The following is a 21,903-nucleotide window of genomic DNA, read 5'->3' as shown; positions in this document are numbered from 1 at the left end:
CAGCAAAAAGCGCCGCTGTCAGCTGCGCTTTTTTCATGTCGGCGCGCGAACGCCGTCAGGCGGGAAACACCCCTGTCGACAGATAGCGATCGCCCCGGTCGCACACAATGAACACGATCGTTGCATTCTCGACCTGGCGCGCGACGCGCAGCGCCACTTCGCACGCGCCGCCCGACGAGATCCCGCAGAACAGCCCCTCGACCGACGCGAGCTTGCGCGCCATCGCTTCGGACGCCGCCTGGCTCACGTTCTCGACGCGATCGATCCGGCTGCGATCGAAGATCTTCGGCAGATAGGCTTCGGGCCACTTGCGAATGCCGGGGATGCGCGAACCCTCCTCGGGCTGCGCGCCGACGATCTCGATCTGCGGGTTCTGTTCCTTCAGATACTGCGAGGTGCCCATGATCGTGCCCGTCGTGCCCATCGCGGACACGAAGTGCGTGACGCGGCCCTCGGTGTCGCGCCAGATCTCGGGACCCGTGCCGGCGTAGTGCGCGAGCGGATTGTCCGGATTCGCGAACTGGTCGAGAATCACGCCCTTGCCTTCGCGCTGCATCTGCTCGGCGAGATCGCGGGCCAGCTCCATCCCGCCCTTCACCGGCGTCAGCAGGATCTCCGCGCCATAGGCCGCCATGCTCTGACGGCGCTCGACCGACAGGTCCTCCGGCATGATCAGCAGCATCTTGTAGCCGCGGATCGCGGCCGCCATCGCGAGCGCGATGCCGGTGTTGCCGCTCGTCGCCTCGATCAGCGTGTCGCCCGGCTTGATCCGGCCGCGCGCCTCGGCCTGGCGGATCATCGACAGCGCGGGCCGATCCTTCACCGAACCGGCCGGATTGTTGCCTTCCAGCTTCGCGAGGACCACGTTGTTGCGCGCGCGGATCTCGTCGTCCGGGATCCGGACCAGTTGTACGAGCGGCGTGTTGCCGATCGTGTCTTCGATAGTTTTGTAAGCCATGAACGTGACGATAGAACGAAGCCGGTTAATTGAGCGATTCTAAACCAGCACCGACGCGCGCGCGCTTCACCCCATCGACGCGAGGGGCACGCACGCCGACGAACACGCAAAAAACCCGCGGCGGACCGCGGGCAAACCGTCGCCGCACGGCACGACGGCTGAAGGAGCCTGGTGGGCGATATTTTGCAGCCCGGACTATTTTCGCGCGGGTGCGCCGGCCGCTTTCGACGGCGGCGCGGCGGCGGCAGGCTTCGCCGCGCCGATCGTGAGGCCCTCGGCCTGCAGGCGTTCGACCGTCGAGCCGCCCATGCCCTTTACGCGCCGGGCCAGATCCGCCCCGTCCTTGAACGGGCCATGCGCGGTCCGTTCGTCGATGATCGCGCGCGCCTTTGCCGGACCCACGCCCCGGATGCCGCGCAGCGCGTCATCGCTCGCGGTGTTCACATCGACGGCCGCCCACGCATGCGCGGCCACGGCCAACCCGACGGCCGCGCCAAGGATCTTCTTGAACATCTGGATCTCCCTGAAAAAAACGGCCGGCGGCTGCCGACCGTGAGACCCAGTGTAGGCAGGGAAGCGCCGCGCTTACACCTGGCCGGACAGCCAACGCACGTAACGGTCGACGCCTTCCTGCACCGTCAGGAACGCGGCGTCGTAGCCGGCCGCGCGCAGCTTCGTCTGGTCGGCCTGCGTGTAGCACTGATACTTGCCGCGCAGCGCGTCGGGGAACGGGATGTATTCGATGAGCCCCTGCTCGACCTGCTCGGCGAGCGTGAGCGGCGTCTTGCCGTCGAGCACGCGCAGCGTGTTGACGACGCTCGTCGCGACATCGTTGAACGGCTGCGCGCGGCCCGTGCCGAGGTTGAAGATGCCCGACTTCTCCGGATGATCGAAGAAGAACAGTTTCACCTTCACGACGTCCTCGATCGACACGAAATCGCGGGTCTGCTCGCCCGGCGCGTAGCCGTTGTACTCGCCGAACAGCTTGACCTTGCCTTCCGCGCGGAACTGGTTGAAGTTGTGGAACGCGACCGACGCCATCCGGCCCTTGTGCGTCTCGCGCGGCCCGTACACGTTGAAGTAGCGGAAGCCCGCGATCTGGCTCTTGGCGGTCGGCAGCACGCGGCGGATCACCTGGTCGAACAGGAACTTCGAATAGCCGTACACGTTGAGCGGCGCCTCGACCTCGCGCTCCTCGACGAAGCGCGTCGAGCCGCCGTAGGTCGCGCCCGACGACGCATACAGGAACTGCGTTCCGTTCGCGAGGCAGGTGTCGAGCACCGCGCGGCTGTAACGGAAGTTGTTGTCCATCATGTAGCGGCCGTCGGTTTCCATCGTGTCCGAACAGGCGCCCTCATGGAACACGGCGCGCACCTTGCCGAAATCGCCGCGCGCGAAACGCTCGATGAATTCGGTCTTGTCGAGGTAATCGTCGATCTCGCAATCGACGAGATTCTTGAACTTGTCGGCGCGAGTCAGGTTGTCGACGGCGATGATGCGCGTTTCGCCGCGCTCGTTCAGCGCCTTCACGAGATTCGCGCCGATGAAACCGGCCGCGCCGGTGACGATCAGGGTCATGGTCATCCTGCTCTAAAAGAAAAATCCGTCGGCGAACGCCCGGGGCGCCGCGACGTCGTCAAAACAATTCGTCGTATTCGACGGTCGCGGTGCCGAGCTTGCCGACCACGATCCCCGCCGCGCGATTCGCCAGCACCACCGCGTCCGCAAGCGACAGGCCCGCGCCCAGCATCGTGGCGACCGTGGCGATCACGGTGTCGCCCGCGCCCGACACATCGAACACTTCGCGCGCCTGCGCCGGCGCGTTCAGCTCGCCCGCGTCGGTAAACAGCGTCATCCCCTCTTCCGAGCGCGTCAGCAGCAGCGCGTCGAGCGCGAGCGACGCGCGCAGCTGCGCCACGCGCGCGCGCAGGTCGTCTTCCGACACCCATTGCCCGACCACCTCGCGCAGCTCCGCGCGATTCGGCGTGATCAGCGACGCGCCGCGATAGCGCGCCCAGTCCGCGCCCTTCGGATCGACCAGCACCGGCTTGCCCGCCGCGCGCGCGCGGTCGATCATCGTCGTCACATGCGTGAGGCCGCCCTTGGCGTAATCCGACATCAGGACCACGTCGTACGACGGCAGCAGCGCATCGAAACGCGCGAGGCTCGCGAGCAGCACTTCGTGCGTCGGCGACGCCTCGAAGTCCACGCGCAGCAACTGCTGCTGCTGCGCGAGCACGCGCAGCTTGATCGTGGTCGGCAACGCGCGGTCGCGATCGAAATACGCCGTCACGCCGCTCTCGCCGAGCAGCTCGACGATCCGGTCGCCCGGCTCGTCGCTGCCGATCACGCACAGCAGGCCGGCCCGGCCGCCCAGCGTCACCGCATTGCGCGCGACGTTGGCCGCCCCGCCGAGCCGCTCCTCGTGGCGCTGCACGTGCACGACCGGCACCGGCGCTTCGGGCGAGATGCGGTTCACGTTGCCGAACCAGTAGCGATCCAGCATCACGTCGCCGACGATCAGCACGCGCGAGTGCGCGAGTTGATCGCGGGATACGGCGGGCGCGGGTGCGCCGCTTGTCTCAGCGGACGAGTTGAGGTTCGACATGGGGGCGCCCGATCGCGTGATAGTCGATGCCGAGTTCAGCCATCGCATCCGGTTCGTAGAGATTGCGGCCGTCGAAGATCACCGGCGTCTTCAGCACCGACTTGAGATGCGCGAAATCGGGACTGCGGAACTCCTTCCATTCGGTGACGATCACAAGCGCGTCCGCGCCGACCAGCGCATCGTCGGCCGAATCGACCAATTGCAGCCGGGCCAGCGCCTCGGCATCGGCGCCGAAATCGAGCGCGAAGACGCGCTGCGCCTCCTCGAGCGCGACCGGATCGTACGCGCGCACCGTCGCGCCGCGTTCGAGCAGCGCGGCGATCAGGCGCCGGCTCGGCGCCTCGCGCATGTCGTCGGTGTTCGGCTTGAACGCCAGCCCCCAGACCGCGAAGCTGCGCCCGCTCAGGTCGGCGCCGTGGACCGCCTCGATCTTGTCGAGCAGCACGTGCTTCTGCGCGTGGTTGACCGCCTCGACCGCCTCCAGGATGCGCAGCGGATGGCCGTTCTCGCTCGCGGTGCGGATCAGCGCCTGCACGTCCTTCGGGAAGCACGAGCCGCCGTAGCCCACCCCGGCGTACAGGAAGTGATAGCCGATCCGCGGATCGGAACCGATGCCGCGCCGCACCGCCTCGATGTCCGCGCCGACGCGATCCGCGAGGTTCGACATCTCGTTCATGAACGAGATGCGGGTCGCGAGCATCGCGTTCGCCGCGTATTTCGCAAACTCCGCCGAGCGCACGTCCATGTAGATGGTGCGCTCGTGGTTGCGGTTGAACGGCGCGTACAGCTTCTTCATCTTCTCCGCGGCCAGCGTGCCGGATTCGTCGGCGTCGACGCCGATGATGATGCGATCCGGCCGCATGAAGTCCTCGACCGCCGCGCCTTCCTTGAGGAACTCGGGATTCGACACGACCGAGAAGCGATGCGCGACGCTGCCCGCGAGGCCGCGCGCGTCCAGCGCCTCGTCGACCACGCCACGCACGCGCTGCGCGGTGCCGACCGGCACCGTCGACTTGTCGACGATCACCTTGTAGCCGGTCATGTAGCGGCCGATGTTGCGCGCCGCCTCGAGCACGTATTGCAGATCGGCCGAGCCGTCCTCGTCGGGCGGCGTGCCGACCGCGATGAACTGGATCTCGCCGTGCGCGACGCTCGCCTCCACGTCGGTGGAGAACGTGATGCGCCCGGCCGCGCGGGTGCGCGCGATGATTTCCTGCAAGCCCGGCTCGTGGATCGGAATCCCGCCGGTGTTCAGGATCTCGATCTTGCGGGGATCGACGTCGAGGCAAAACACGTCGTGCCCGATTTCCGCGAGGCACGCGCCGGTGACGAGACCGACGTAGCCGGTGCCGATGATGGTGATTTTCATAAGTGTTCCGGTGAATCTTTCCGGTGGTTGACGGTTCACGCCGCCGGGAGCGCCATGCGCCCCCATCGAGCTGCGATCAATTGGGGACAGCAGGCTCGACGCGCCGCGGCGCGTAGGTTTCCCAACCACTGCATCCCGGGCATTGCCAGTAGAAGAGGCGCGCCCGGAAACCGCAATTCTGACATGTATAACGTGGCAAATTCTTGGTGCGCTGCTTGATCAGCGCGCGCATCATTTCCAGTTCGCTGCGCCGCGCCTCGTCGGCGCTCGCGATCTGCGCGTCGAGCAGGTGCAGCATGCCCGACAAGTTCGGCGACTTCTCCATCTGCGTGCGCGCGAGCGCATGCGCCGCTTCGGTGCCGCTCAGCTGCAGGATGTACTGGTACGCGACGTCGAGCAGGTCGTTCGACGGATAGCGCTCCGCGTAGTCCTTGAGCAGTTCGGCGCCCTGCGCGCCTTCGCCGAGCCCGTCGTAGGCCTTCATCATCTTCTCCGCGACGAGCGGCAGGTAAGCCGCATTCTGCGCCTCGACGCGACGCCAGTGCGCGATCGCCGCGCGCGCATCGCCCGACGCGGCGGCCGCGTCGCCGGACAGGATCGTCGCACGCACGTTCTGCGGATTCGCGACGAGCGCGAGACGCAGCTGCTCTTCAGCCGCACCGGCCTCCTTGCGCTGCAACGCGTCCTGCGCGAGTTCGCAATGGAAATGCGCGATCTCGACGCCGAGCAGCGTGTCGCTCATCGCCTCGATCCGCCGCGCGGTCTCGATCGACTTGTTCCACTCCTTCTCGATCTGATAGATGGCCAGCAGCGCGCGCTGCGCGTCCAACGCGTAATTGCCGTCCGCGAGCATGTGCAGGGTTTCCTCCGCGCGATCGAGCAGGCCGGCCTTCAGGAAATCCTGGCCCAGCTCGAACAGCGCGTGGTCGCGCTCGTTGGCCGGCAGATCGTTGCGGCTCAGCAGGTTCTGGTGCACGCGGATCGCCCGGTCGGTCTCGCCGCGGCGGCGGAACAGATTGCCGAGCGCGAAGTGCAGCTCGACCGTTTCCGGATCGAGCCGCGCCACTTCGATGAACGCGTCGATCGCCTTGTCCGGCTGCTCGTTCAGCAGGAAATTCAGGCCACGGAAATACGAACGCGGCAGGTTCGTGCCTTCGGAGAGCAGCTTGTTGAGGTCGTAGCGCGAGGCGGCCCAGCCCAGCGCGAAGGCAACGGGGATGGCCAGCAGCCACCAGAAATCGAGATCCATGCGATGTATCGAGGCGAAGACAAGAAAGCCGCGCGGCAAGCGCGCGACTCGGGGTCGTTAAATGACGGGCGGCATCGGCGGCTGATCGACGGCGACCGGGGTTTCCCGCGCGCTGCGCAGGTCACGCTTCAGGCGGCCGTTCTCGAGGCGCATCCGCAACACCGAAGGCGCGGCGGACAGCAGGCCGGCGAGCAGGCCGACGCCGAAGAATGCGAGGCCGATCAGGATCAGCGGCGCTTGCCAGTTGTAGCCGGCGAGGAAATTCAGCGTGGCGGTTTGCGTATTGGCGAGTGCCAGCACCAGCAACAGCACGAACACCAGCACCCGGATCAACCAGACGATAAATTTCATGAAACCCTCTCTTTGACTGAGATTTGCCGGCGACGCGTGCGACTCCCCTTCGCCGCGCCGAAGTGACCCGTATTGTAAAGGAAGCGTTTGAGGGCGCGCGAACGGGTTCGGGCCGCGCGTGCGCGACACCCGCGCGCAAGCGCCCACGCCCCAATGAAAAAGCGCCCATGAAGGGCGCTTTCTTTCAGCCATGCCGGCAGGGCTCCGGCGACGCTTACAGATCGTCGTCGGTGTCTTCGTCTTGCTTCAACGGCTCGCCGACGCGGCCATCGACGCGCTCACGCAATTCCTTGCCGGGCTTGAAGTGCGGCACGTGCTTTTCGGGCACCTGCACCTTCTCACCCGACTTCGGGTTGCGACCCACTCGGGCCGGGCGGCGATTCAAGCCGAAGCTGCCGAAGCCGCGAATTTCGATGCGATGCCCTTTCGATAGAGCGTCGGACATCGCATCGAGCATCGTTTTCACCGCGAAATCCGCATCCTTGAGGACAAGTTGCGGAAATCGCGTTGCCAGCTGGGCGACCAACTCGGATTTGGTCATACTTCAGCAGACCTCGTAAGGCTTACTGGTTCTGGCCGTCGAGCTTGGCCTTCAGCAGCGCGCCGAGGTTCGTCGTGCCGGTTGCCGCTGCGCTGGAGTCGGACTGCAGGCCGCGAATCGCTTCTTGCTGCTCGGCCGAATCCTTCGCCTTGATCGACAGGTTGATGCCGCGCGACTTGCGATCGATGTTGATCACCATCGCGTTGACCTTGTCGCCCTCCTTCAGCACGTTGCGAGCGTCTTCAACGCGATCTTGCGCGATTTCCGATGCGCGCAGATAGCCTTCGACTTCACCCGACAGCGTCACCACGGCGCCCTTCGCATCGACCGACTTCACCACGCCGTCAACGATCGAACCCTTGTCGTTCATGGCAACGTAGTTGCTGAACGGGTCGCCTTCGAGCTGCTTGATGCCCAGCGAAATGCGTTCCTTCTCGACGTCGATGCCGAGCACGATCGCTTCCACTTCGTCGCCCTTCTTGTACTTGCGGACGGCTTCTTCGCCGGCTTCGCTCCACGACAGGTCCGACAGGTGGACCAGACCGTCGATGCCGCCCGGCAGGCCGATGAACACGCCGAAGTCGGTGATCGACTTGATCGCGCCCGTCAGCTTGTCGCCCTTCTTGAAGTTGCGGCTGAAGTCATCCCACGGATTCGGCTTGCATTGCTTCATGCCGAGGCTGATACGACGACGGTCTTCGTCGATCTCGAGGACCATGACTTCGACTTCGTCGCCCAGCTGAACAACCTTCGACGGGGCGACGTTCTTGTTCGTCCAGTCCATTTCCGACACGTGGACCAGGCCTTCGATGCCCGATTCCACTTCGACGAATGCGCCGTAGTCGGTGATGTTGGTGACCTTGCCGAACAGGCGCGTGCCCGACGGGTAACGACGCGAGATGCCTTCCCACGGATCGTCGCCCAGTTGCTTGATGCCGAGCGAGACGCGGTTCTTCTCTTGGTCGAACTTGAGGATCTTCGCGGTGACTTCCTGGCCAACCGACAGAACTTCGCTCGGGTGACGCACACGACGCCATGCGATGTCGGTGATGTGCAGCAGGCCGTCGATGCCGCCGAGGTCGACGAACGCGCCGTAGTCGGTGATGTTCTTGACCACGCCGTTGACGATCGCGCCTTCCTTCAGCGTCTCGAGCAGCTTCGCGCGCTCTTCGCCTTGGGTCGCTTCGATCACTGCGCGACGCGACAGCACGACGTTGTTGCGCTTGCGGTCGAGCTTGATCACGCGGAATTCGAGGGTCTTGCCTTCGTACGGCGTCGTGTCCTTGACGGGACGCGTGTCGACGAGCGAGCCCGGCAGGAACGCGCGGATGCCGTTGACCATCACGGTCATGCCGCCCTTCACCTTGCCGGTGATGGTGCCGGTGACCAGTTCGTTGTTGTCGAGCGCCTTCTCGAGCGACAGCCACGAAGCGAGACGCTTCGCCTTGTCGCGCGACAGGATCGTGTCGCCGTAGCCGTTTTCCAGCGCGTCGATCGCGACGGAAACGAAATCGCCCGCCTGAACCTCAACCTCGCCCTGATCGTTCAGGAATTCCTCGATCGGAATGTATGCCTCGGACTTGAGGCCTGCGTTCACGACCACGAAGTTGTGGTCGACGCGCACGACTTCGGCGGAAATCACTTCGCCGGCGCGCATGTCTTGGCGGGTCAGCGACTCTTCGAACAGAGCCGCGAAAGATTCGGTATTCGGGGTGGAGGTTTGCAGGTCGGACATAAAAATCGGAATGTGCATGGGTTTCGTACCGTCTCGCCGGGCGGAATGACCGGCTGTCAGAACAGGTGCAAATGCCATACGGGGTTAAGGGTTCAACACACGCCGCGCGCAAATGCGCACGCGGCACCACGACATGCCCGCCCTTCAGGCGGACTGGCCCAGCGCCCGGTGCCACGCCAGGACCTGTTCGACCGATTGCTCGATCGTCAGGCCCGAGGTGTCGAGGGGCTTGGCGTCTGCGGCGGGCTTGAGCGGCGCGGCGGCGCGATTGCTGTCGCGTGCGTCGCGCTCACGCAAATCCCGGAGCAAGTCATCTATATTAGCAGAAAAACCTTTTTGCATCAATTGCTTATGCCGTCTGGCAGCGCGCGCCTCGACGCTCGCGGTCAGGAACACCTTGAGCCCGGCGTCCGGGAAGATCACCGTGCCCATGTCGCGGCCGTCCGCGACCAGCCCCGGCAGCTTGCGGAACGCCCGCTGGCGCGCCACCAGCGCGGCGCGCACCGGCGCATGCACGGCGATCGCCGAGGCCCGGTTGCCGATCGCCTCCGCGCGGATCTCGTCCGACACGTCGACACCGTCGAGCTGCGCACAGCCCTCGCGGAACGTGATGTGCAGGTCGTCGACGAGCTTCGCGAGCGCGTCCGGCTGATCCGGCTCGATCGCGTAGCGCAGGCTCGCAAGGGCCGCCAGCCGGTACAGCGCGCCGCTGTCGAGCAGGTGGAAGCCCAAGTGCGCGGCGACGAGCGCGGCGACCGTGCCCTTGCCGGACGCGGTCGGGCCATCGATCGTGATAACTGGGGTCGGGTGAAAAGGACGGTTCGGTTTCATCAGTTCAATGCAGGCGTCAAGCCTTGGCGAGCGCCAGGAAGCGCTCGAAATAATCGGGGAACGTCTTGCCGACGCATTTCGGATCGTTGATGCGCACCGGCACGCCGCCGAGGCTGACGAGCGAGAAGCACATCGCCATGCGGTGATCGTCGTAGGTGTCGATCGCCGCGTTCGGCGTCAGCGCGGCAGGCGGCTTGACGATCAGATAGTCTTCGCCCTCCTCCACGGTCGCGCCGACCTTGCGCAGCTCGGTCGCCATCGCGGCGATGCGGTCGGTTTCCTTGACGCGCCAGCTCGCGATGTTGCGCAACGTGCTCGCGCCGCCCGCGAACAGCGCCGCGACAGCGATCGTCATCGCGGCGTCGGGGATCAGGTTGAAATCCATGTCGATCGGCGCGAGCTTGCCGTGATCATGGCCGATCCCGCGCACCTCGATCCAATCGTCGCCCATCGACACGTTCGCGCCCATCCGCATCAGCGCGTTCGCGAAACCGACATCGCCCTGGATGCTCGCGCGGCCGACGCCCTCGACCCGCAGCGGACCGCCGCCGAGCGCGCCGGCCGCGAGAAAATAGGACGCCGACGACGCGTCGCCTTCCACCATGATCCGGCCGGGCGAGCGGTAGCGCACGCCGGCCGGCACCGTGAAGCGCGCCCAGCCGTCGCGCTCGACGGTCACGCCGAAGCGCGCCATCAGCTTGATCGTGATCTCGATGTACGGCTTCGAGATCAATTCGCCGTCGACCTCGACGACCGTCACGCCCTCCTTCGTCTTGACGAGCGGCAGCGTCATCAGCAGCGCGGTCAGGAACTGGCTCGACACGTCGCCGCGCACGCGGATCGGCGCATCGATCGAGATCGACGCCGGCCGGATCCGCAGCGGCGGATAGCCATCGTTCTCCTCGTAGTCGATCTGCGCGCCGATCTGGCGCAAGCCGTCGACGAGGTCGCCGATCGGCCGCTCGTGCATGCGCGGCACCCCGTGCACGCGATAGTCGCCGCCATTGACCGCGAGCGCGGCCGTCAGCGGCCGCACCGCGGTGCCCGCGTTGCCGAGGAACAGATCGGCCGTGCGCGCGGTGAACGCGCCGCGCGTGCCGGACACCACACAGGTGTCGCCGTCGCGCGCAAGCCGCACGCCGAGCTTGCCGAGCGCATCGAGCATCACCCGCGTGTCGTCGGAATCGAGCAGGTTCGTGATGGTGGTCTCGCCTTCCGCCAGCGCCGCCAGCAACAGCACGCGATTGGAAATGCTCTTCGAGCCGGGTAGCCGCACCGTGCCGGACGCCTGGGAGAATGGGCCGAGATCGAGATGATCCATGAGTGATCCTGTTGATCCTGTTAAGACTGAACGGAACCGGGCGCGGCTTGGCCGCCGCGCTCCTGCCATGCGGTGCGGGCGTCGCGCGAGCGCGCGAACACCGCCTCGAGCGCCGCGCCGTCGCCGGCGTCGATCGCCGCGCGCAGGCGCGCCAGCACGCGCGCGTAGGCGTCGAGCTCGTCAAGCAGCGCGACGCGGTTCGCGACGCACACGTCGCGCCACATCTCGGGGCTCGACGCCGCGATCCGCGTGAAATCGCGGAAACCGCCCGCGGCATATGAAAACTTCAGTTCGGCGTCGGACTCGCCGAGAATCTGCTCGACCAGCGCGAACGACAGCACGTGCGGCAGATGGCTCACCGCCGCGAACACGCGATCGTGCTGCGCGGCGTCCATCGTCCGCACCTCGGCGCCCGCGGCCTGCCACATCGCGGCGATCCGCTCGCGCGCGGCGGGCGGATTCTCGGGCAACGCGCACAGCACGACGTTGCGCCCGACGTAGAGATCAGGCAAGGCCGCCTCGACGCCGCTCGATTCGCGCCCGGCGATCGGATGGCCCGGCACGAACTGGCCGATGCGCGCGCCGAGCGCCGTGCGAGCCACGGCCTCGACGTCCGACTTCGTGCTGCCCGCGTCGGTGACGAGGGTCGACGGCTCGAGGAACGGCGCGATGCGCGCGAGAATCGGCCCGGTCTGCGCGACCGGCGCCGCGAGCAGCACCAGGTCCGCGCCGCGCAACGCGTCGCGCAACTGCGCGTCGTCGTCCAGCGCCGCGCCGCGGTCGATCACGCCCAGTTCACAGGCGCGCGCGATCGACGCGGGCGAACGGCCGACGCCCACCACCTCGCCCGCCGCGCCCGCGCGTTCGCGCAGCGCGCGCGCGAGCGAGCCGCCGATCAGGCCGACGCCGAAAATCACCAGCTTATTGAAAGAGAAACCAGACACGGCAGACGCCAGGTAATGCGCGCGCGGGCAAGCCCGGCGCGCGCGGATCAGGGGCGGGATGCCGCCCGGGGCCGCGCGGCGCCGCCAGGGCGGCCCACGCGCGGCTCGACGGACCGGATCGCGCCGTCATGGGGCGACGCTCACGGCAGCGGCCCTCAACGGGCACGCGGATACGAGCCGAGGACTTTCAGGAACGCGGCTTTCCGGCCGAGCTCCGTGAGCGCCGCCGTGACCGACGCGTCATCGCGATGCCCTTCTATATCGATGTAGAAGTAATACTCCCACGTGCCGACGCGCGCCGGCCGCGACTCGAAGCGCGTCATCGACACGCCGTGCCGCGCGAGCGGTTCGAGCAGCTTGAACACGGCGCCCGGCTCGTTCTTCACCGAGACGATCAGCGAGGTCTGGTCATGGCCGCTCGGCCCGGTCGGCTCGCGGCCGAGCACGACGAAGCGCGTGCGGTTGTGCGGATCGTCCTGGATCAGCGCGTAGACGATCTGCAGCCGGTAATGAATGGCCGCGCGATCGCCGGCGATCGCCGCGACGCTCGGATCGTCGGCCGCGATGCGCGCCGCCTCGGCGTTGCTCGCCACCGCCTGCCGCTCCAGATGCGGCGCGTTCGCCGACAGCCATTGCTGGCACTGCGCGAGCGCCTGCGCATGCGCGCACACGCGCCGCACGCCGTCGAGGCTGCCCGTTTGCGTCAACAGGTTGTGGTGGATCGGCAGCGACAGCTCGCCCCCGATCAGCAATTGCGTGTGCAGCAGCAGGTCGAGCGTGCGCGACACCGCGCCCTCGGCCGAGTTCTCCACGGGCGCGACGCCGAACGACGCGCCGCCCGCCTCGACCGACCGGAACACTTCGTCGATCGACGGACACGGCAAGCCTTCGATCGACTGGCCGAAGTATTCGAGCATCGCCTGCTCGCTGTACGTGCCGACCGGCCCGAGGAAGGCCACGTGGATCGTCTGTTCGAGATCGCGGCTCGCGGCCATGATCTCGCGCCAGATCGCGCTGATGTGGTCGCTCGCGAGCGGCCCCGCGCTCATGTCCTGCAGGCGCGTGATCACCTGGTGCTCGCGCTCGGGCCGGAACACGGGCGCGTTGAAATGCTTCTTCACCTCGCCGACTTCGAGCGCGACCGCGGCGCGCTGGTTCAGCAGCGCGATGAGCTGCGCATCGATCTCGTCGATGCGCTCGCGCAAGGGTTTCAAGCGGGAATTGAGATCGTCGTCCATGCGTTAAGAGCCGTGCTGATGAAGCGGCCCGCCCGGCGTTCAGGCGTGGCGCGCTTCGAATTCCTTCATATATTCGACGAGCGCCTGCACGCCCTCGAACGGCACCGCGTTGTAGATCGACGCCCGCATGCCGCCGACGGACTTGTGGCCCTTCAGCTGCTGCAGCCCGCGCGCCTTCGCGCCGGCAAGGAAGTCTTCGTTGCGGGATTCATCGGCGAGGAAGAACGGCACGTTCATGCGCGAACGCGACGTCGGCTCGACCTTGTTCAGATAGAAGCTGCTCGCGTCGATCGTGTCGTACAGCAGCTTCGATTTCTCGAGATTGCGCGCCTCGATGGCCGGCAGGCCGCCCTGCGCCTTCAGCCACTTGAACACGAGGCCCGCGATGTAGATCGCATAGGTGGGCGGCGTGTTGTAGAGCGAGTTGTTCTCGGCGACCGTCTTCCATTCGAACGCCGACGGGCAGATCGGCAACGCGCGGTCGAGCAGGTCCTCGCGCACGATCACGAGCGTCACGCCGGCCATGCCGATGTTCTTCTGCGCGCCACCGAACAACGCGCCGTAACGCGTGACGTCGAGCGGCCGCGACAGAATGTGCGACGACACGTCCGCGACGAGCGGCACGTCGCCGAGATCGGGCACCTCGAAGGTCTCGACGCCGTCGATGGTCTCGTTCGTGCACAGGTGCACGTAGGCGGGATCGTCGGACAGGCGCCAGGTCGAGAACGCCGGCGCGCGCGTGAAGCCCGCTTCGGTCTCGCCGCTCGCGGCAACGTGCGCCGTGCAATATTTCTCCGCTTCCTTGAGCGACTTGCGCGACCACGAACCGGTGATCACGAAATCGGCCGTGCGCCGCGCGCCGAGCAGGTTCATCGGCACGATCGCGTTCTCGGCGAGCCCGCCGCCCTGCAGGAACAGGATCCGGTAGTGCTCGGGCACCGCGAGCAGCTCGCGCAGGTCCGCGAGCGCCGCCTCGTGGATCGACATGAACTCGCGGCCGCGATGGCTCATTTCCATCACGCTCATGCCGCTGCCGTTCCAGTCGAGCATTTCGTCGGCGGCCTGACGCAGCACCGCTTCGGGCAACGCCGCGGGGCCGGCGGAGAAGTTATAGACGCGCATCGTGAGAACCTCTGAGGGACGCGGCCGGCACACGCCGGCAAAAGCCGCGCCAGAAAAAGGAATGGCCGCTTGCGCACTTGCGCAAACGGCCATTATCGCACTGTCGTATCGAACCCGCCAAACCCGGGGCGCCTGCGCCCCGGGCCGGCGCAACGTGCTTACTTGCCCGGCTTGACGGCTGCGACTTCCTTGTCGGCCTGGTCGCGCGTCGCCTTGATCGCTTGCGGCATGTACTTCTGCATCAGGCCGTTCACGACGTCGCGGCCGACCTGATCCTGCACCTGGATGAACTTACGGCCCGTCGGGCTCTTGTAGAACGTCGTCAGGTCCTTGATTTCCGAGGTGCTGTAGTACTTCGCGTACGCGTCGTACTGAGCCTGCATCGCATCGCCCGAGAACTGCGAGGTTTCAAACACCTTGCCTGCGTTGTCGACCAGCTTCGGCACGGTGTTCTTCTGCAGCGTCGGCACGGCAGCCTGCTTCTGCTTGTCGTTCAGCGTCTTGTTCTCCGACAGCGCGTCCGAGAGGATCGCCGGCACGAGTTGCTTCGACTGCATTTCAGCGCTGTTGGCGATAGCCGACACGAGCTTCGGCGCGTCGATCGCGTCGAGCAGGTCCTTGATCGCCGCCTTCTTGTCGGCGTCGATCGGAGCAGCAGCAGCCGGAGCCGCAGCCGGCGCCTGGTTCGACAGCGACTGCGCCATTGCGAAAGTCGGCACCAGAGCTGCCAGCAGGGCCAGTTGCTTGAATTGTTTTTGCATCATCACTCCCTCATGGAAATATGAACTGTTACCAGCCGAGGCGTTGCGCTTCGCGTGGACGCCGCCGGCCGTTACAACCAGAATCAGGCGTCGTCGCCCTCCGACGCTTCGTCGGCGTCGCCCTCGGCGTAAGCTTCGGCGATCTGCTGCAGACCCGAGAGCTTGGTGCCTTCATCGAGGCTGATGAGTGTAACACCTTGCGTCGCGCGGCCCATCTCGCGAATCTCCGAAACGCGCGTGCGGATCAGCACGCCGGCCGTGGTGATCAGCATGATCTGATCCTCTGGATCGACGAGCGTCGCGGCGACGACCTTGCCGTTGCGCTCCGAGGTCTGGATCGCGATCATCCCCTTCGTGCCGCGGCCGTGGCGCGTGTATTCGGTGATCGGCGTGCGCTTGCCGAAACCGTTCTCGGTCGCGGTCAGCACCGACTGCTCCTCGCTGCCGGCCACCAGCATCGCGATCACCTGCTGCCCGTCCTCGAGCTGCATGCCGCGCACGCCACGCGCCTCGCGGCCCATCGGCCGGACGTCGTTCTCGTCGAAGCGCACCGCCTTGCCCGAATCGGAGAACAGCATCACGTCATGCGCGCCGTCGGTGATCGCGGCGCCGATCAGGTAGTCGCCGTCGTCCAGGCCGACCGCGATGATGCCCTTCTTGAGCGGACGGCTGAAGGCTTCGAGCGGCGTCTTCTTGACGGTGCCGAGCGCCGTCGTCATGAACACGTACTTGTCCTCGGAGAATTCACGCACCGGCAGCACGACGTTGATCTTCTCGCCGTCCTGCAGCGGGAACATATTGACGATCGGGCGGCCGCGCGAATTACGGGAACCTTGCGGCACCTCGTAGACCTTGACCCAGTACACGCGGCCGCGGTTCGAGAAGCACAGGATGTAGTCGTGGGTGTTCGCGATGAAGAGCGTCTCGATCCAGTCGTCTTCCTTCATCTGGGTCGCCTGCTTGCCGCGACCGCCGCGCTTTTGCGCACGGTACTCGGACAGCGGCTGCGACTTCACGTAGCCCGCGTGCGACATGGTCACGACCATGTCCTGCGGCGTGATCAGGTCTTCGGTGTTCAGTTCGGTCGCATTCAGCTCGATCCTCGAGCGGCGCGCGTCGCCGAACTCGGCCTTCACCTGCGTCAGCTCCTCGCCGATCATCGTGGTGATCCGCTCCGGCCGCGCGAGGATATCGAGCAGGTCGGCGATCTGCGCCATCACCTCGCGATACTCGCCGATGATCTTGTCCTGCTCGAGGCCCGTGAGACGCTGCAGGCGCATCTGGAGGATTTCCTGCGCCTGCGTGTCCGACAGCTTGTACAGGCCGTCGCCCTGCATCCCGAACGCGGGGCTCAGGTTTTCCGGACGATAGGCGTCGCGACCGCCCGCCAGGGCGTTCTCGGTCTCCGCGCGCGTCAGCATCTCGCGCACGAGCGACGAATCCCACGCGCGCATCATCAGTTCCTGCTTCGCGATCGGCGGCGTCGGCGCGGCCTTGATGATCGCGATGAACTCGTCGATGTTGGCGAGCGCCACCGCGAGGCCTTCGAGCACGTGGCCGCGCTCGCGCGCCTTGCGCAATTCGAAGATGGTGCGCCGCGTCAGCACTTCGCGCCGGTGCGACAGGAAGCACTGCAGGATTTCCTTGAGGTTCAGCAGCTTCGGCTGGTTGTCGACCAGCGCGACCATGTTCATGCCGAACGTGTCCTGGAGCTGGGTGGCCTTGTACAGGTTGTTCAGCACCACCTCGGGCACTTCGCCACGCTTCAGCTCGATCACGACGCGCATGCCGCTCTTGTCGGATTCGTCGCGGATGTCCGAGATGCCCTCGAGCTTCTTCTCGTTCACCAGTTCGGCGATCCGCTCGAGCAGCGAGCGTTTGTTCACCTGGTACGGCAGCTCGTCGACGATGATCGCCATCCGCTGGCCGCGGTCGATCTCCTCGAAATGGGTGGTCGCGCGCATCACGACCCGGCCGCGGCCGGTGCGATAGCCATCGCGCACGCCTGCGACGCCGTAGATGATGCCGGCCGTCGGGAAATCGGGCGCGGGGATGATCTCGATCAGCTCGTCGATGGTCGCCTTCGGGTTGTGCAGCAGGTGCTGGCACGCGTCGACGACTTCGTTCAGGTTGTGCGGCGGGATGTTGGTCGCCATCCCGACCGCGATCCCCGACGAGCCGTTGATCAGCAGGTTCGGGATCCGCGCCGGCAGGATCAGCGGCTGCATCTCGCTGCCGTCGTAGTTCGGCCCGAAGTCGACGGTTTCCTTGTCGATGTCCGCGAGCAGCTCGTGACCGATCTTGGCCATGCGGATTTCGGTATAACGCATCGCGGCGGCGTTGTCGCCGTCGACCGAACCGAAGTTGCCCTGGCCGTCGACCAGCATGTAGCGCAGCGAGAAATCCTGCGCCATCCGGACGATCGTGTCGTACACCGCGGTGTCACCGTGCGGATGGTATTTACCGATCACGTCGCCGACGATACGCGCCGACTTCTTGTAGGCGCGATTCCAGTCGTTGTTGAGTTCGTGCATTGCGAACAACACACGCCGGTGCACAGGCTTCAAGCCATCACGGACGTCCGGGAGGGCGCGTCCGACGATCACGCTCATGGCGTAATCGAGATACGACTTGCGCATTTCCTCCTCGAGGGAGGTGGGCAGGGTCTCTTTGGCGAATTGATCCATGTATCCGTGTATCTTTTCGGAGCGAAGACGGGACCGCCTTTCGCGTGAGCGCCGCTAAAAACGCGACGCAACGTGCGATTCTAGCATGCGCCAAATCCGCCCCAACGCCCGCCCCTCTATATACATATAGCGGAAGCGCGCCGCGCCCCGTCCACCCATCCCCGCGGATTCGATCGAATCTGTTTCGTTTTCATTCACAATCCGGCCGGCACGGGTTCCCACGCGCTATTTTTTGTTCAGTCCTTGACAATTTCTGAAACTTGCGGCAAGGCCGTGTTGCACATGCACCACATTCAGGAGAGCGATCTTAGGGTGGGGAGGATTTTTTTTCGTGGGAAGGGAACGATATGGCAAAATGCCAACGCACTGAAAGTTAGACGCTGCTCGAAGTCTACACAGAGCGGCGCCGCGTTTTTTGTGCCGCACCAATGTTATACTTCGAGCAATGTATGACTTGTCATCGTCAACAGGCTCGCAGTAAACCTGCGGTAATCTCAATTTCGAGAGGAGAAATATGAATAAACTTTCAAAGCTCGCGTTCATTGCAGCTACCGCAGTTATGGCTGCATCCGCTTCGGCACAGTCGGTGCCGGCGTCGCGACAAGCCGTGAACGACAACTGGGTGAATGGCACGGGCGAATACGTGTGGATGAACGGCACGAACGAGCTTTGCTGGCGCGATGCGTTCTGGACGCCGGCCACCGCCAACGCGAAGTGCGATGGCGCACTGGTCGCCCAGGCACCGGCGCCGACGCCGGTCGCTCCGGTTGCTCCGGCCATCACGAGCCAGAAGATCACGTATCAAGCTGACGCGCTGTTCGACTTCGACAAGGCGACCCTCAAGCCGCTGGGCAAGCAGAAGCTGGACGAGCTGGCAGCGAAGATCCAGGGCATGAACCTGGAAGTCGTCGTGGCCACGGGCTACACCGACCGCATCGGTTCGGACAAGTACAACGACCGTCTGTCGCTGCGCCGTGCGCAAGCAGTCAAGTCGTACCTGGTCAGCAAGGGCATCGAGTCCAACCGTGTCTACACGGAAGGCAAGGGCAAGCGCAACCCGGTCACGACCGGCTGCAACCAGAAGAACCGCAAGCAACTCATCGCCTGCCTCGCACCGGATCGTCGCGTGGAAGTCGAAGTGGTCGGCACGCAACAAGTTCAGAAGTAAGACAGGTTGCGGTGATCCCAGGATCACCCGGCAGCAAGGCCCCGCTCCGGCGGGGCTTTTTTTATTCCCGCGCATCCCGCGCCGGACGTTTCCGTGCAAGGCGCCCCGCCCCCTTATATACTCGGGGCTTGATTGACGGGCGGCCTCCGCCCTTCCCGTATCCCGCTTGCCGACATGACCAACGCCGATCCGCACGAGCTCCAGAAATTCAGTGACCTTGCCCACAAGTGGTGGGACCCGAACGCAGAGTTCAAGCCGCTGCACGACCTCAACCCGGTGCGGCTCGGCTGGATCGACGCGCACGCGCACCTCGCCGGCAAGCGCGTGCTCGACATCGGCTGCGGCGGCGGCATCCTGTCCGAATCGATGGCGGGGCTCGGTGCGCAGGTCAAGGGCATCGACCTGTCGACCGAGGCGCTCGGCGTCGCCGATCTGCACAGCCTCGAAAGCGGCGTGACGGTCGACTACGAGGCGATCGCCGCCGAGGCACTCGCGGCCCGCGAGCCCGGCGCTTACGACGTCGTCACCTGCATGGAGATGCTCGAGCACGTCCCGTCCCCCGCCAACGTGGTCGCCGCGTGCGCCAGCCTCGTGAAGCCGGGCGGCTGGGTGTTCTTCTCGACGCTGAACCGCAACCTGAAGTCGTACCTCTTCGCCGTGATCGGCGCCGAGTACATCGCCCAGCTGCTGCCGAAGGGTACTCACGACTACGCGCGCTTCATCCGCCCGTCCGAGTTGGCGTCCTTCGTGCGCGCGACCGACCTGCATACGGTCGAGATCAAGGGCATCACCTATCATCCGATCGGCAAGCGCTTCGCGCTGTCGAACGACACCGACATCAACTACCTGGTCGCCTGCCGCCGACACGCCTGAGTCCGCAGCCTCCCGCCATGAACACTTCCCTCGCCCCTTCGTCCGACGTCGCGCCGCGACTCGACGCCTGCGCCGCCGTGCTGTTCGATCTCGACGGCACACTCGCCGACACCGCGCCGGACCTCGCCGCCGCCGTCACCAAGATGCAGCGCGCCCGCGCGCTGCCGGAAACGCCGCTCGCGGCGCTGCGCCCGCTCGCATCGGCCGGCGCGCGGGGCCTGCTCGCGGGCGCGTTCGGCATCGCGCCGGACAGCCCCGGCTATGACGCAATGCGGGATGAATTCCTCGCGAACTACGCGACCGACCTGTGCGTGCACACGACGCTGTTCGCCGGCATCGGCGCGCTGCTCGACGACCTCGACGCGCGCGGCGTGCGCTGGGGCATCGTGACCAACAAGGTGGCGCGGCTGACCGACCCGCTCGTCGACCGGCTGGGGCTCGCCGCGCGCGCAGGTTGCGTGGTCAGCGGCGACACGACGCCGCATGCCAAGCCGCATCCGGCGCCGCTCCTGCATGCCGCGCAGGAGCTGCAGATCGAGCCGGCTCGCATCGTGTACGTCGGCGACGACCTGCGCGACATCCAGGCCGGCAGCGCGGCGGGCATGACGACGATCGCGGCCGCATACGGCTATTGCGGCGACGGTGTCGCGCCCGAGGATTGGCAGGCGCAGCACCTGGCCGCCACGCCCGACGAATTGCAGCGGCTCCTGCGCGATGTTGGGCTATAATGATCGATCCGATCCGCGGGGGCGACCTGGTTTCGACAGGGGTTGTGAAGCGGTCAGGGCATGTCGAGGACCCGTCACCTCGTTAATCAATGGGAAAAACGTAACTGCAAACGACGAAACGTTCGCACTGGCAGCCTAAGGGCCGCCGTCCTCTGCCTAGTTCACTGACGGGCTAGCGTCGCAAGACCGGTAGCAATACCGCCAGAGGTCATATACGTCAGTTAAGCTTCGGTGGCGTCACGACGCCGAGGTCGAAAACCTAGTGAATCGCCGTATCGGAGCGTGTTCGTCCGCGACGTTACGGTTAAATCAAACGACAGAACTAAACATGTAGAACTGATCGTAGAGCGCTTCTGGACGCGGGTTCGATTCCCGCCGCCTCCACCACATTCTCCCGCTCGCGGCCCCTGCCGCGACGGCACGAACCCGCGACAGCCTCCCGGCCGCGCGGGTTTTTTTACTGGTGGCGCGCCCGCCCGAATACACGATGGAGCCGGCCCGCAACCGGTTCCGGACCCGCCAGGTCCGGTGTATCCTAGCCCGCTCCTGCCGCCCTCTCCGATGCGCCCATGACGTCCTTCCCGTTTGATGCCGTGCTGTTCGATTGCGACGGCGTGCTGGTCGATTCCGAACCCATCACGAACCGCGTGCTGGCCGAAATGCTCGGCGAACTGGGGTGGGCGATCAGCGTGACCGAAACCATGCGGATCTTCGTCGGCAAGGCCGTGCGCGACGAAGCGGCGCGCATCGAGCAACACACCGGCGTCGCGATCACGGCCGACTGGCTCGCGCAATTCCGCGCGCGCCGCGATGCCGCGCTCGAGGCCGAACTGGTCGCCATCGACGGCGCGCCGGCCGCGCTGCACGCCGTACACCAGGCCGTCGCCGGCCGCGTCGCGGTCGCCTCCGGCGCGGATCTGCGCAAGGTCAGGATGCAGTTGGCCAAGGTGGGCATCAGCGACTACTTCGGCGAACACGTCTTCAGCGGCCACGATCTGCCGCGCAGCAAGCCGCATCCGGATGTCTATCTGACGGCTGCGCACGCGCTCGCCGTCGACCCGGCGCGCTGCGCGGTCGTCGAGGATACCGTGACGGGCGCGACGGCCGGCGTGGCCGCGGGTGCGACGGTATTCGGCTATTGCCCCGCGCCGGCCGGTGCGGATGCCGAGGCCGCGCTGCGCGGCGCGGGCGTCGCGGCGGTGTTTGCCGACATGGACGCGCTGCCCGCTTTGCTCGCCGGCTGGTCCCGCGACTGATGGCGTCCGGCCGCGTCCGGTCGGCCGCGGTGATTTGGCCGCGGTGATTTGGCCGCGGTGATTTGGCCGTGGTGATTTGGCCGTGGTGATTTGGCCGTGGTGACTTGGCCGTGGTGACTTGGCCGTGGTGACTTGGCCGTGGTGACTTGGCCGTGGTGACTTG

The 21,903-nt window shown here is 65.9% G+C and carries 20 protein-coding genes and 1 other RNA gene; 5 read left to right on the top strand and 16 right to left on the bottom strand.

Features of this window, described 5'->3' with window-relative positions:
• Positions 1 to 55 precede the first annotated feature (55 nt).
• The 16 genes from cysM to gyrA form a co-directional block, all read right to left on the bottom strand.
• Positions 56 to 958, bottom strand: coding sequence for a cysteine synthase CysM (gene cysM / locus AC1RQF_RS19980; RefSeq protein WP_274001876.1), 903 nt, complete (start codon positions 956 to 958; stop codon positions 56 to 58).
• A gap of 195 nt (positions 959 to 1,153) precedes the next feature.
• Entirely contained in the window at positions 1,154 to 1,471 is a 318-nt protein-coding gene (locus tag AC1RQF_RS19975) for a ComEA family DNA-binding protein (RefSeq protein ID WP_274001873.1), read from the bottom strand.
• A 72-nt stretch (positions 1,472 to 1,543) separates the two neighbouring features.
• On the bottom strand, positions 1,544 to 2,536 hold the full coding sequence (rfaD, locus tag AC1RQF_RS19970) for an ADP-glyceromanno-heptose 6-epimerase (protein WP_274001871.1): 993 nt from the start codon (positions 2,534 to 2,536) through the stop codon (positions 1,544 to 1,546).
• Positions 2,537 to 2,594: 58 nt separating this feature from the next.
• Positions 2,595 to 3,566 carry a D-glycero-beta-D-manno-heptose-7-phosphate kinase gene (gene rfaE1 / locus AC1RQF_RS19965; protein ID WP_274001868.1) on the bottom strand — a complete coding sequence of 324 codons (972 nt, stop codon included), beginning with the start codon at positions 3,564 to 3,566 and terminating at the stop codon, positions 2,595 to 2,597.
• Complete coding sequence (locus AC1RQF_RS19960; protein WP_274001865.1) at positions 3,541 to 4,935, bottom strand: UDP-glucose dehydrogenase family protein; 1,395 nt, start codon at positions 4,933 to 4,935, stop codon at positions 3,541 to 3,543. The genes rfaE1 and AC1RQF_RS19960 overlap by 26 nt, the downstream gene beginning before the upstream one ends.
• Before the next feature lie 76 nt (positions 4,936 to 5,011).
• The gene (lapB, locus tag AC1RQF_RS19955; protein ID WP_492872786.1) at positions 5,012 to 6,184 is read right to left on the bottom strand and encodes a lipopolysaccharide assembly protein LapB; all 1,173 of its coding nucleotides are present in this window, start codon (positions 6,182 to 6,184) and stop codon (positions 5,012 to 5,014) included.
• A 57-nt stretch (positions 6,185 to 6,241) separates the two neighbouring features.
• Positions 6,242 to 6,535: a LapA family protein gene (locus AC1RQF_RS19950; protein WP_274004242.1), complete on the bottom strand. Its 294-nt coding sequence runs from the start codon at positions 6,533 to 6,535 to the stop codon at positions 6,242 to 6,244.
• A 214-nt stretch (positions 6,536 to 6,749) separates the two neighbouring features.
• Positions 6,750 to 7,076, bottom strand: a complete 327-nt coding sequence (locus AC1RQF_RS19945; RefSeq protein WP_274001861.1) for an integration host factor subunit beta — start codon at positions 7,074 to 7,076, stop codon at positions 6,750 to 6,752.
• A gap of 22 nt (positions 7,077 to 7,098) precedes the next feature.
• The gene (gene rpsA, locus AC1RQF_RS19940) at positions 7,099 to 8,829 is read right to left on the bottom strand and encodes a 30S ribosomal protein S1 (RefSeq protein ID WP_337995305.1); all 1,731 of its coding nucleotides are present in this window, start codon (positions 8,827 to 8,829) and stop codon (positions 7,099 to 7,101) included.
• 126 nt (positions 8,830 to 8,955) lie between these two features.
• Entirely contained in the window at positions 8,956 to 9,642 is a 687-nt protein-coding gene (gene cmk / locus AC1RQF_RS19935; RefSeq protein ID WP_274001857.1) for a (d)CMP kinase, read from the bottom strand.
• Positions 9,643 to 9,658: 16 nt separating this feature from the next.
• A complete protein-coding gene (gene aroA / locus AC1RQF_RS19930) occupies positions 9,659 to 10,963 on the bottom strand; it encodes a 3-phosphoshikimate 1-carboxyvinyltransferase (protein ID WP_274001856.1) in 1,305 nt (434 codons plus the stop codon).
• Between the two features lie 20 nt (positions 10,964 to 10,983).
• Complete coding sequence (locus AC1RQF_RS19925) at positions 10,984 to 11,907, bottom strand: prephenate dehydrogenase (RefSeq protein WP_274001854.1); 924 nt, start codon at positions 11,905 to 11,907, stop codon at positions 10,984 to 10,986.
• Between the two features lie 155 nt (positions 11,908 to 12,062).
• Positions 12,063 to 13,145 carry a prephenate dehydratase gene (pheA, locus tag AC1RQF_RS19920; protein WP_274001852.1) on the bottom strand — a complete coding sequence of 361 codons (1,083 nt, stop codon included), beginning with the start codon at positions 13,143 to 13,145 and terminating at the stop codon, positions 12,063 to 12,065.
• Positions 13,146 to 13,184: 39 nt separating this feature from the next.
• Entirely contained in the window at positions 13,185 to 14,267 is a 1,083-nt protein-coding gene (serC, locus tag AC1RQF_RS19915) for a 3-phosphoserine/phosphohydroxythreonine transaminase (protein WP_274001851.1), read from the bottom strand.
• A gap of 158 nt (positions 14,268 to 14,425) precedes the next feature.
• Positions 14,426 to 15,028, bottom strand: a complete 603-nt coding sequence (locus tag AC1RQF_RS19910; RefSeq protein ID WP_274004241.1) for a DUF2059 domain-containing protein — start codon at positions 15,026 to 15,028, stop codon at positions 14,426 to 14,428.
• 83 nt (positions 15,029 to 15,111) lie between these two features.
• On the bottom strand, positions 15,112 to 17,715 hold the full coding sequence (gene gyrA / locus AC1RQF_RS19905; RefSeq protein ID WP_274001849.1) for a DNA gyrase subunit A: 2,604 nt from the start codon (positions 17,713 to 17,715) through the stop codon (positions 15,112 to 15,114).
• Positions 17,716 to 18,229: 514 nt separating this feature from the next.
• On the opposite strand from gyrA, the gene ompA reads away from it, so the two are divergent.
• The 5 genes from ompA to AC1RQF_RS19880 all read left to right on the top strand — a co-directional run bounded on the left by ompA (position 18,230) and on the right by AC1RQF_RS19880 (position 21,740).
• Complete coding sequence (gene ompA, locus AC1RQF_RS19900) at positions 18,230 to 18,883, top strand: outer membrane protein OmpA (protein WP_252986677.1); 654 nt, start codon at positions 18,230 to 18,232, stop codon at positions 18,881 to 18,883.
• A 174-nt stretch (positions 18,884 to 19,057) separates the two neighbouring features.
• A complete protein-coding gene (gene ubiG / locus AC1RQF_RS19895) occupies positions 19,058 to 19,756 on the top strand; it encodes a bifunctional 2-polyprenyl-6-hydroxyphenol methylase/3-demethylubiquinol 3-O-methyltransferase UbiG (RefSeq protein WP_274001848.1) in 699 nt (232 codons plus the stop codon).
• A gap of 17 nt (positions 19,757 to 19,773) precedes the next feature.
• Complete coding sequence (locus tag AC1RQF_RS19890) at positions 19,774 to 20,484, top strand: HAD family hydrolase (RefSeq protein WP_274001846.1); 711 nt, start codon at positions 19,774 to 19,776, stop codon at positions 20,482 to 20,484.
• A 17-nt stretch (positions 20,485 to 20,501) separates the two neighbouring features.
• Positions 20,502 to 20,871, top strand: a transfer-messenger RNA (tmRNA) gene (gene ssrA, locus AC1RQF_RS19885).
• 182 nt (positions 20,872 to 21,053) lie between these two features.
• Positions 21,054 to 21,740, top strand: a complete 687-nt coding sequence (locus AC1RQF_RS19880) for an HAD family hydrolase (protein WP_492872784.1) — start codon at positions 21,054 to 21,056, stop codon at positions 21,738 to 21,740.
• The last annotated feature ends 163 nt before the right edge of the window (positions 21,741 to 21,903 follow it).

Source organism: Burkholderia sp. GW821-FHT14F03 (genome assembly GCF_058803765.1).
This window is presented reverse-complemented; position numbering and strand designations above follow the sequence as displayed.

What these genes read in the sequence shown, in the direction of transcription:
- rpsA (WP_337995305.1), bottom strand. Translation starts at nt 8,829, where the DNA reads ATGCACATTCCGATTTTTATGTCCGACCTGCAAACCTCCACCCCGAAT.
- AC1RQF_RS19910 (WP_274004241.1), bottom strand. Translation starts at nt 15,028, where the DNA reads ATGCAAAAACAATTCAAGCAACTGGCCCTGCTGGCAGCTCTGGTGCCG.
- pheA (WP_274001852.1), bottom strand. Translation starts at nt 13,145, where the DNA reads ATGGACGACGATCTCAATTCCCGCTTGAAACCCTTGCGCGAGCGCATC.
- AC1RQF_RS19880 (WP_492872784.1), top strand. Translation starts at nt 21,054, where the DNA reads ATGACGTCCTTCCCGTTTGATGCCGTGCTGTTCGATTGCGACGGCGTG.
- AC1RQF_RS19950 (WP_274004242.1), bottom strand. Translation starts at nt 6,535, where the DNA reads ATGAAATTTATCGTCTGGTTGATCCGGGTGCTGGTGTTCGTGCTGTTG.
- gyrA (WP_274001849.1), bottom strand. Translation starts at nt 17,715, where the DNA reads ATGGATCAATTCGCCAAAGAGACCCTGCCCACCTCCCTCGAGGAGGAA.
- rfaE1 (WP_274001868.1), bottom strand. Translation starts at nt 3,566, where the DNA reads ATGTCGAACCTCAACTCGTCCGCTGAGACAAGCGGCGCACCCGCGCCC.
- rfaD (WP_274001871.1), bottom strand. Translation starts at nt 2,536, where the DNA reads ATGACCCTGATCGTCACCGGCGCGGCCGGTTTCATCGGCGCGAATCTC.
- aroA (WP_274001856.1), bottom strand. Translation starts at nt 10,963, where the DNA reads ATGGATCATCTCGATCTCGGCCCATTCTCCCAGGCGTCCGGCACGGTG.
- ubiG (WP_274001848.1), top strand. Translation starts at nt 19,058, where the DNA reads ATGACCAACGCCGATCCGCACGAGCTCCAGAAATTCAGTGACCTTGCC.
- lapB (WP_492872786.1), bottom strand. Translation starts at nt 6,184, where the DNA reads ATGGATCTCGATTTCTGGTGGCTGCTGGCCATCCCCGTTGCCTTCGCG.
- ompA (WP_252986677.1), top strand. Translation starts at nt 18,230, where the DNA reads ATGAATAAACTTTCAAAGCTCGCGTTCATTGCAGCTACCGCAGTTATG.
- cmk (WP_274001857.1), bottom strand. Translation starts at nt 9,642, where the DNA reads ATGAAACCGAACCGTCCTTTTCACCCGACCCCAGTTATCACGATCGAT.
- AC1RQF_RS19960 (WP_274001865.1), bottom strand. Translation starts at nt 4,935, where the DNA reads ATGAAAATCACCATCATCGGCACCGGCTACGTCGGTCTCGTCACCGGC.
- cysM (WP_274001876.1), bottom strand. Translation starts at nt 958, where the DNA reads ATGGCTTACAAAACTATCGAAGACACGATCGGCAACACGCCGCTCGTA.
- AC1RQF_RS19945 (WP_274001861.1), bottom strand. Translation starts at nt 7,076, where the DNA reads ATGACCAAATCCGAGTTGGTCGCCCAGCTGGCAACGCGATTTCCGCAA.
- AC1RQF_RS19890 (WP_274001846.1), top strand. Translation starts at nt 19,774, where the DNA reads ATGAACACTTCCCTCGCCCCTTCGTCCGACGTCGCGCCGCGACTCGAC.
- serC (WP_274001851.1), bottom strand. Translation starts at nt 14,267, where the DNA reads ATGCGCGTCTATAACTTCTCCGCCGGCCCCGCGGCGTTGCCCGAAGCG.
- AC1RQF_RS19975 (WP_274001873.1), bottom strand. Translation starts at nt 1,471, where the DNA reads ATGTTCAAGAAGATCCTTGGCGCGGCCGTCGGGTTGGCCGTGGCCGCG.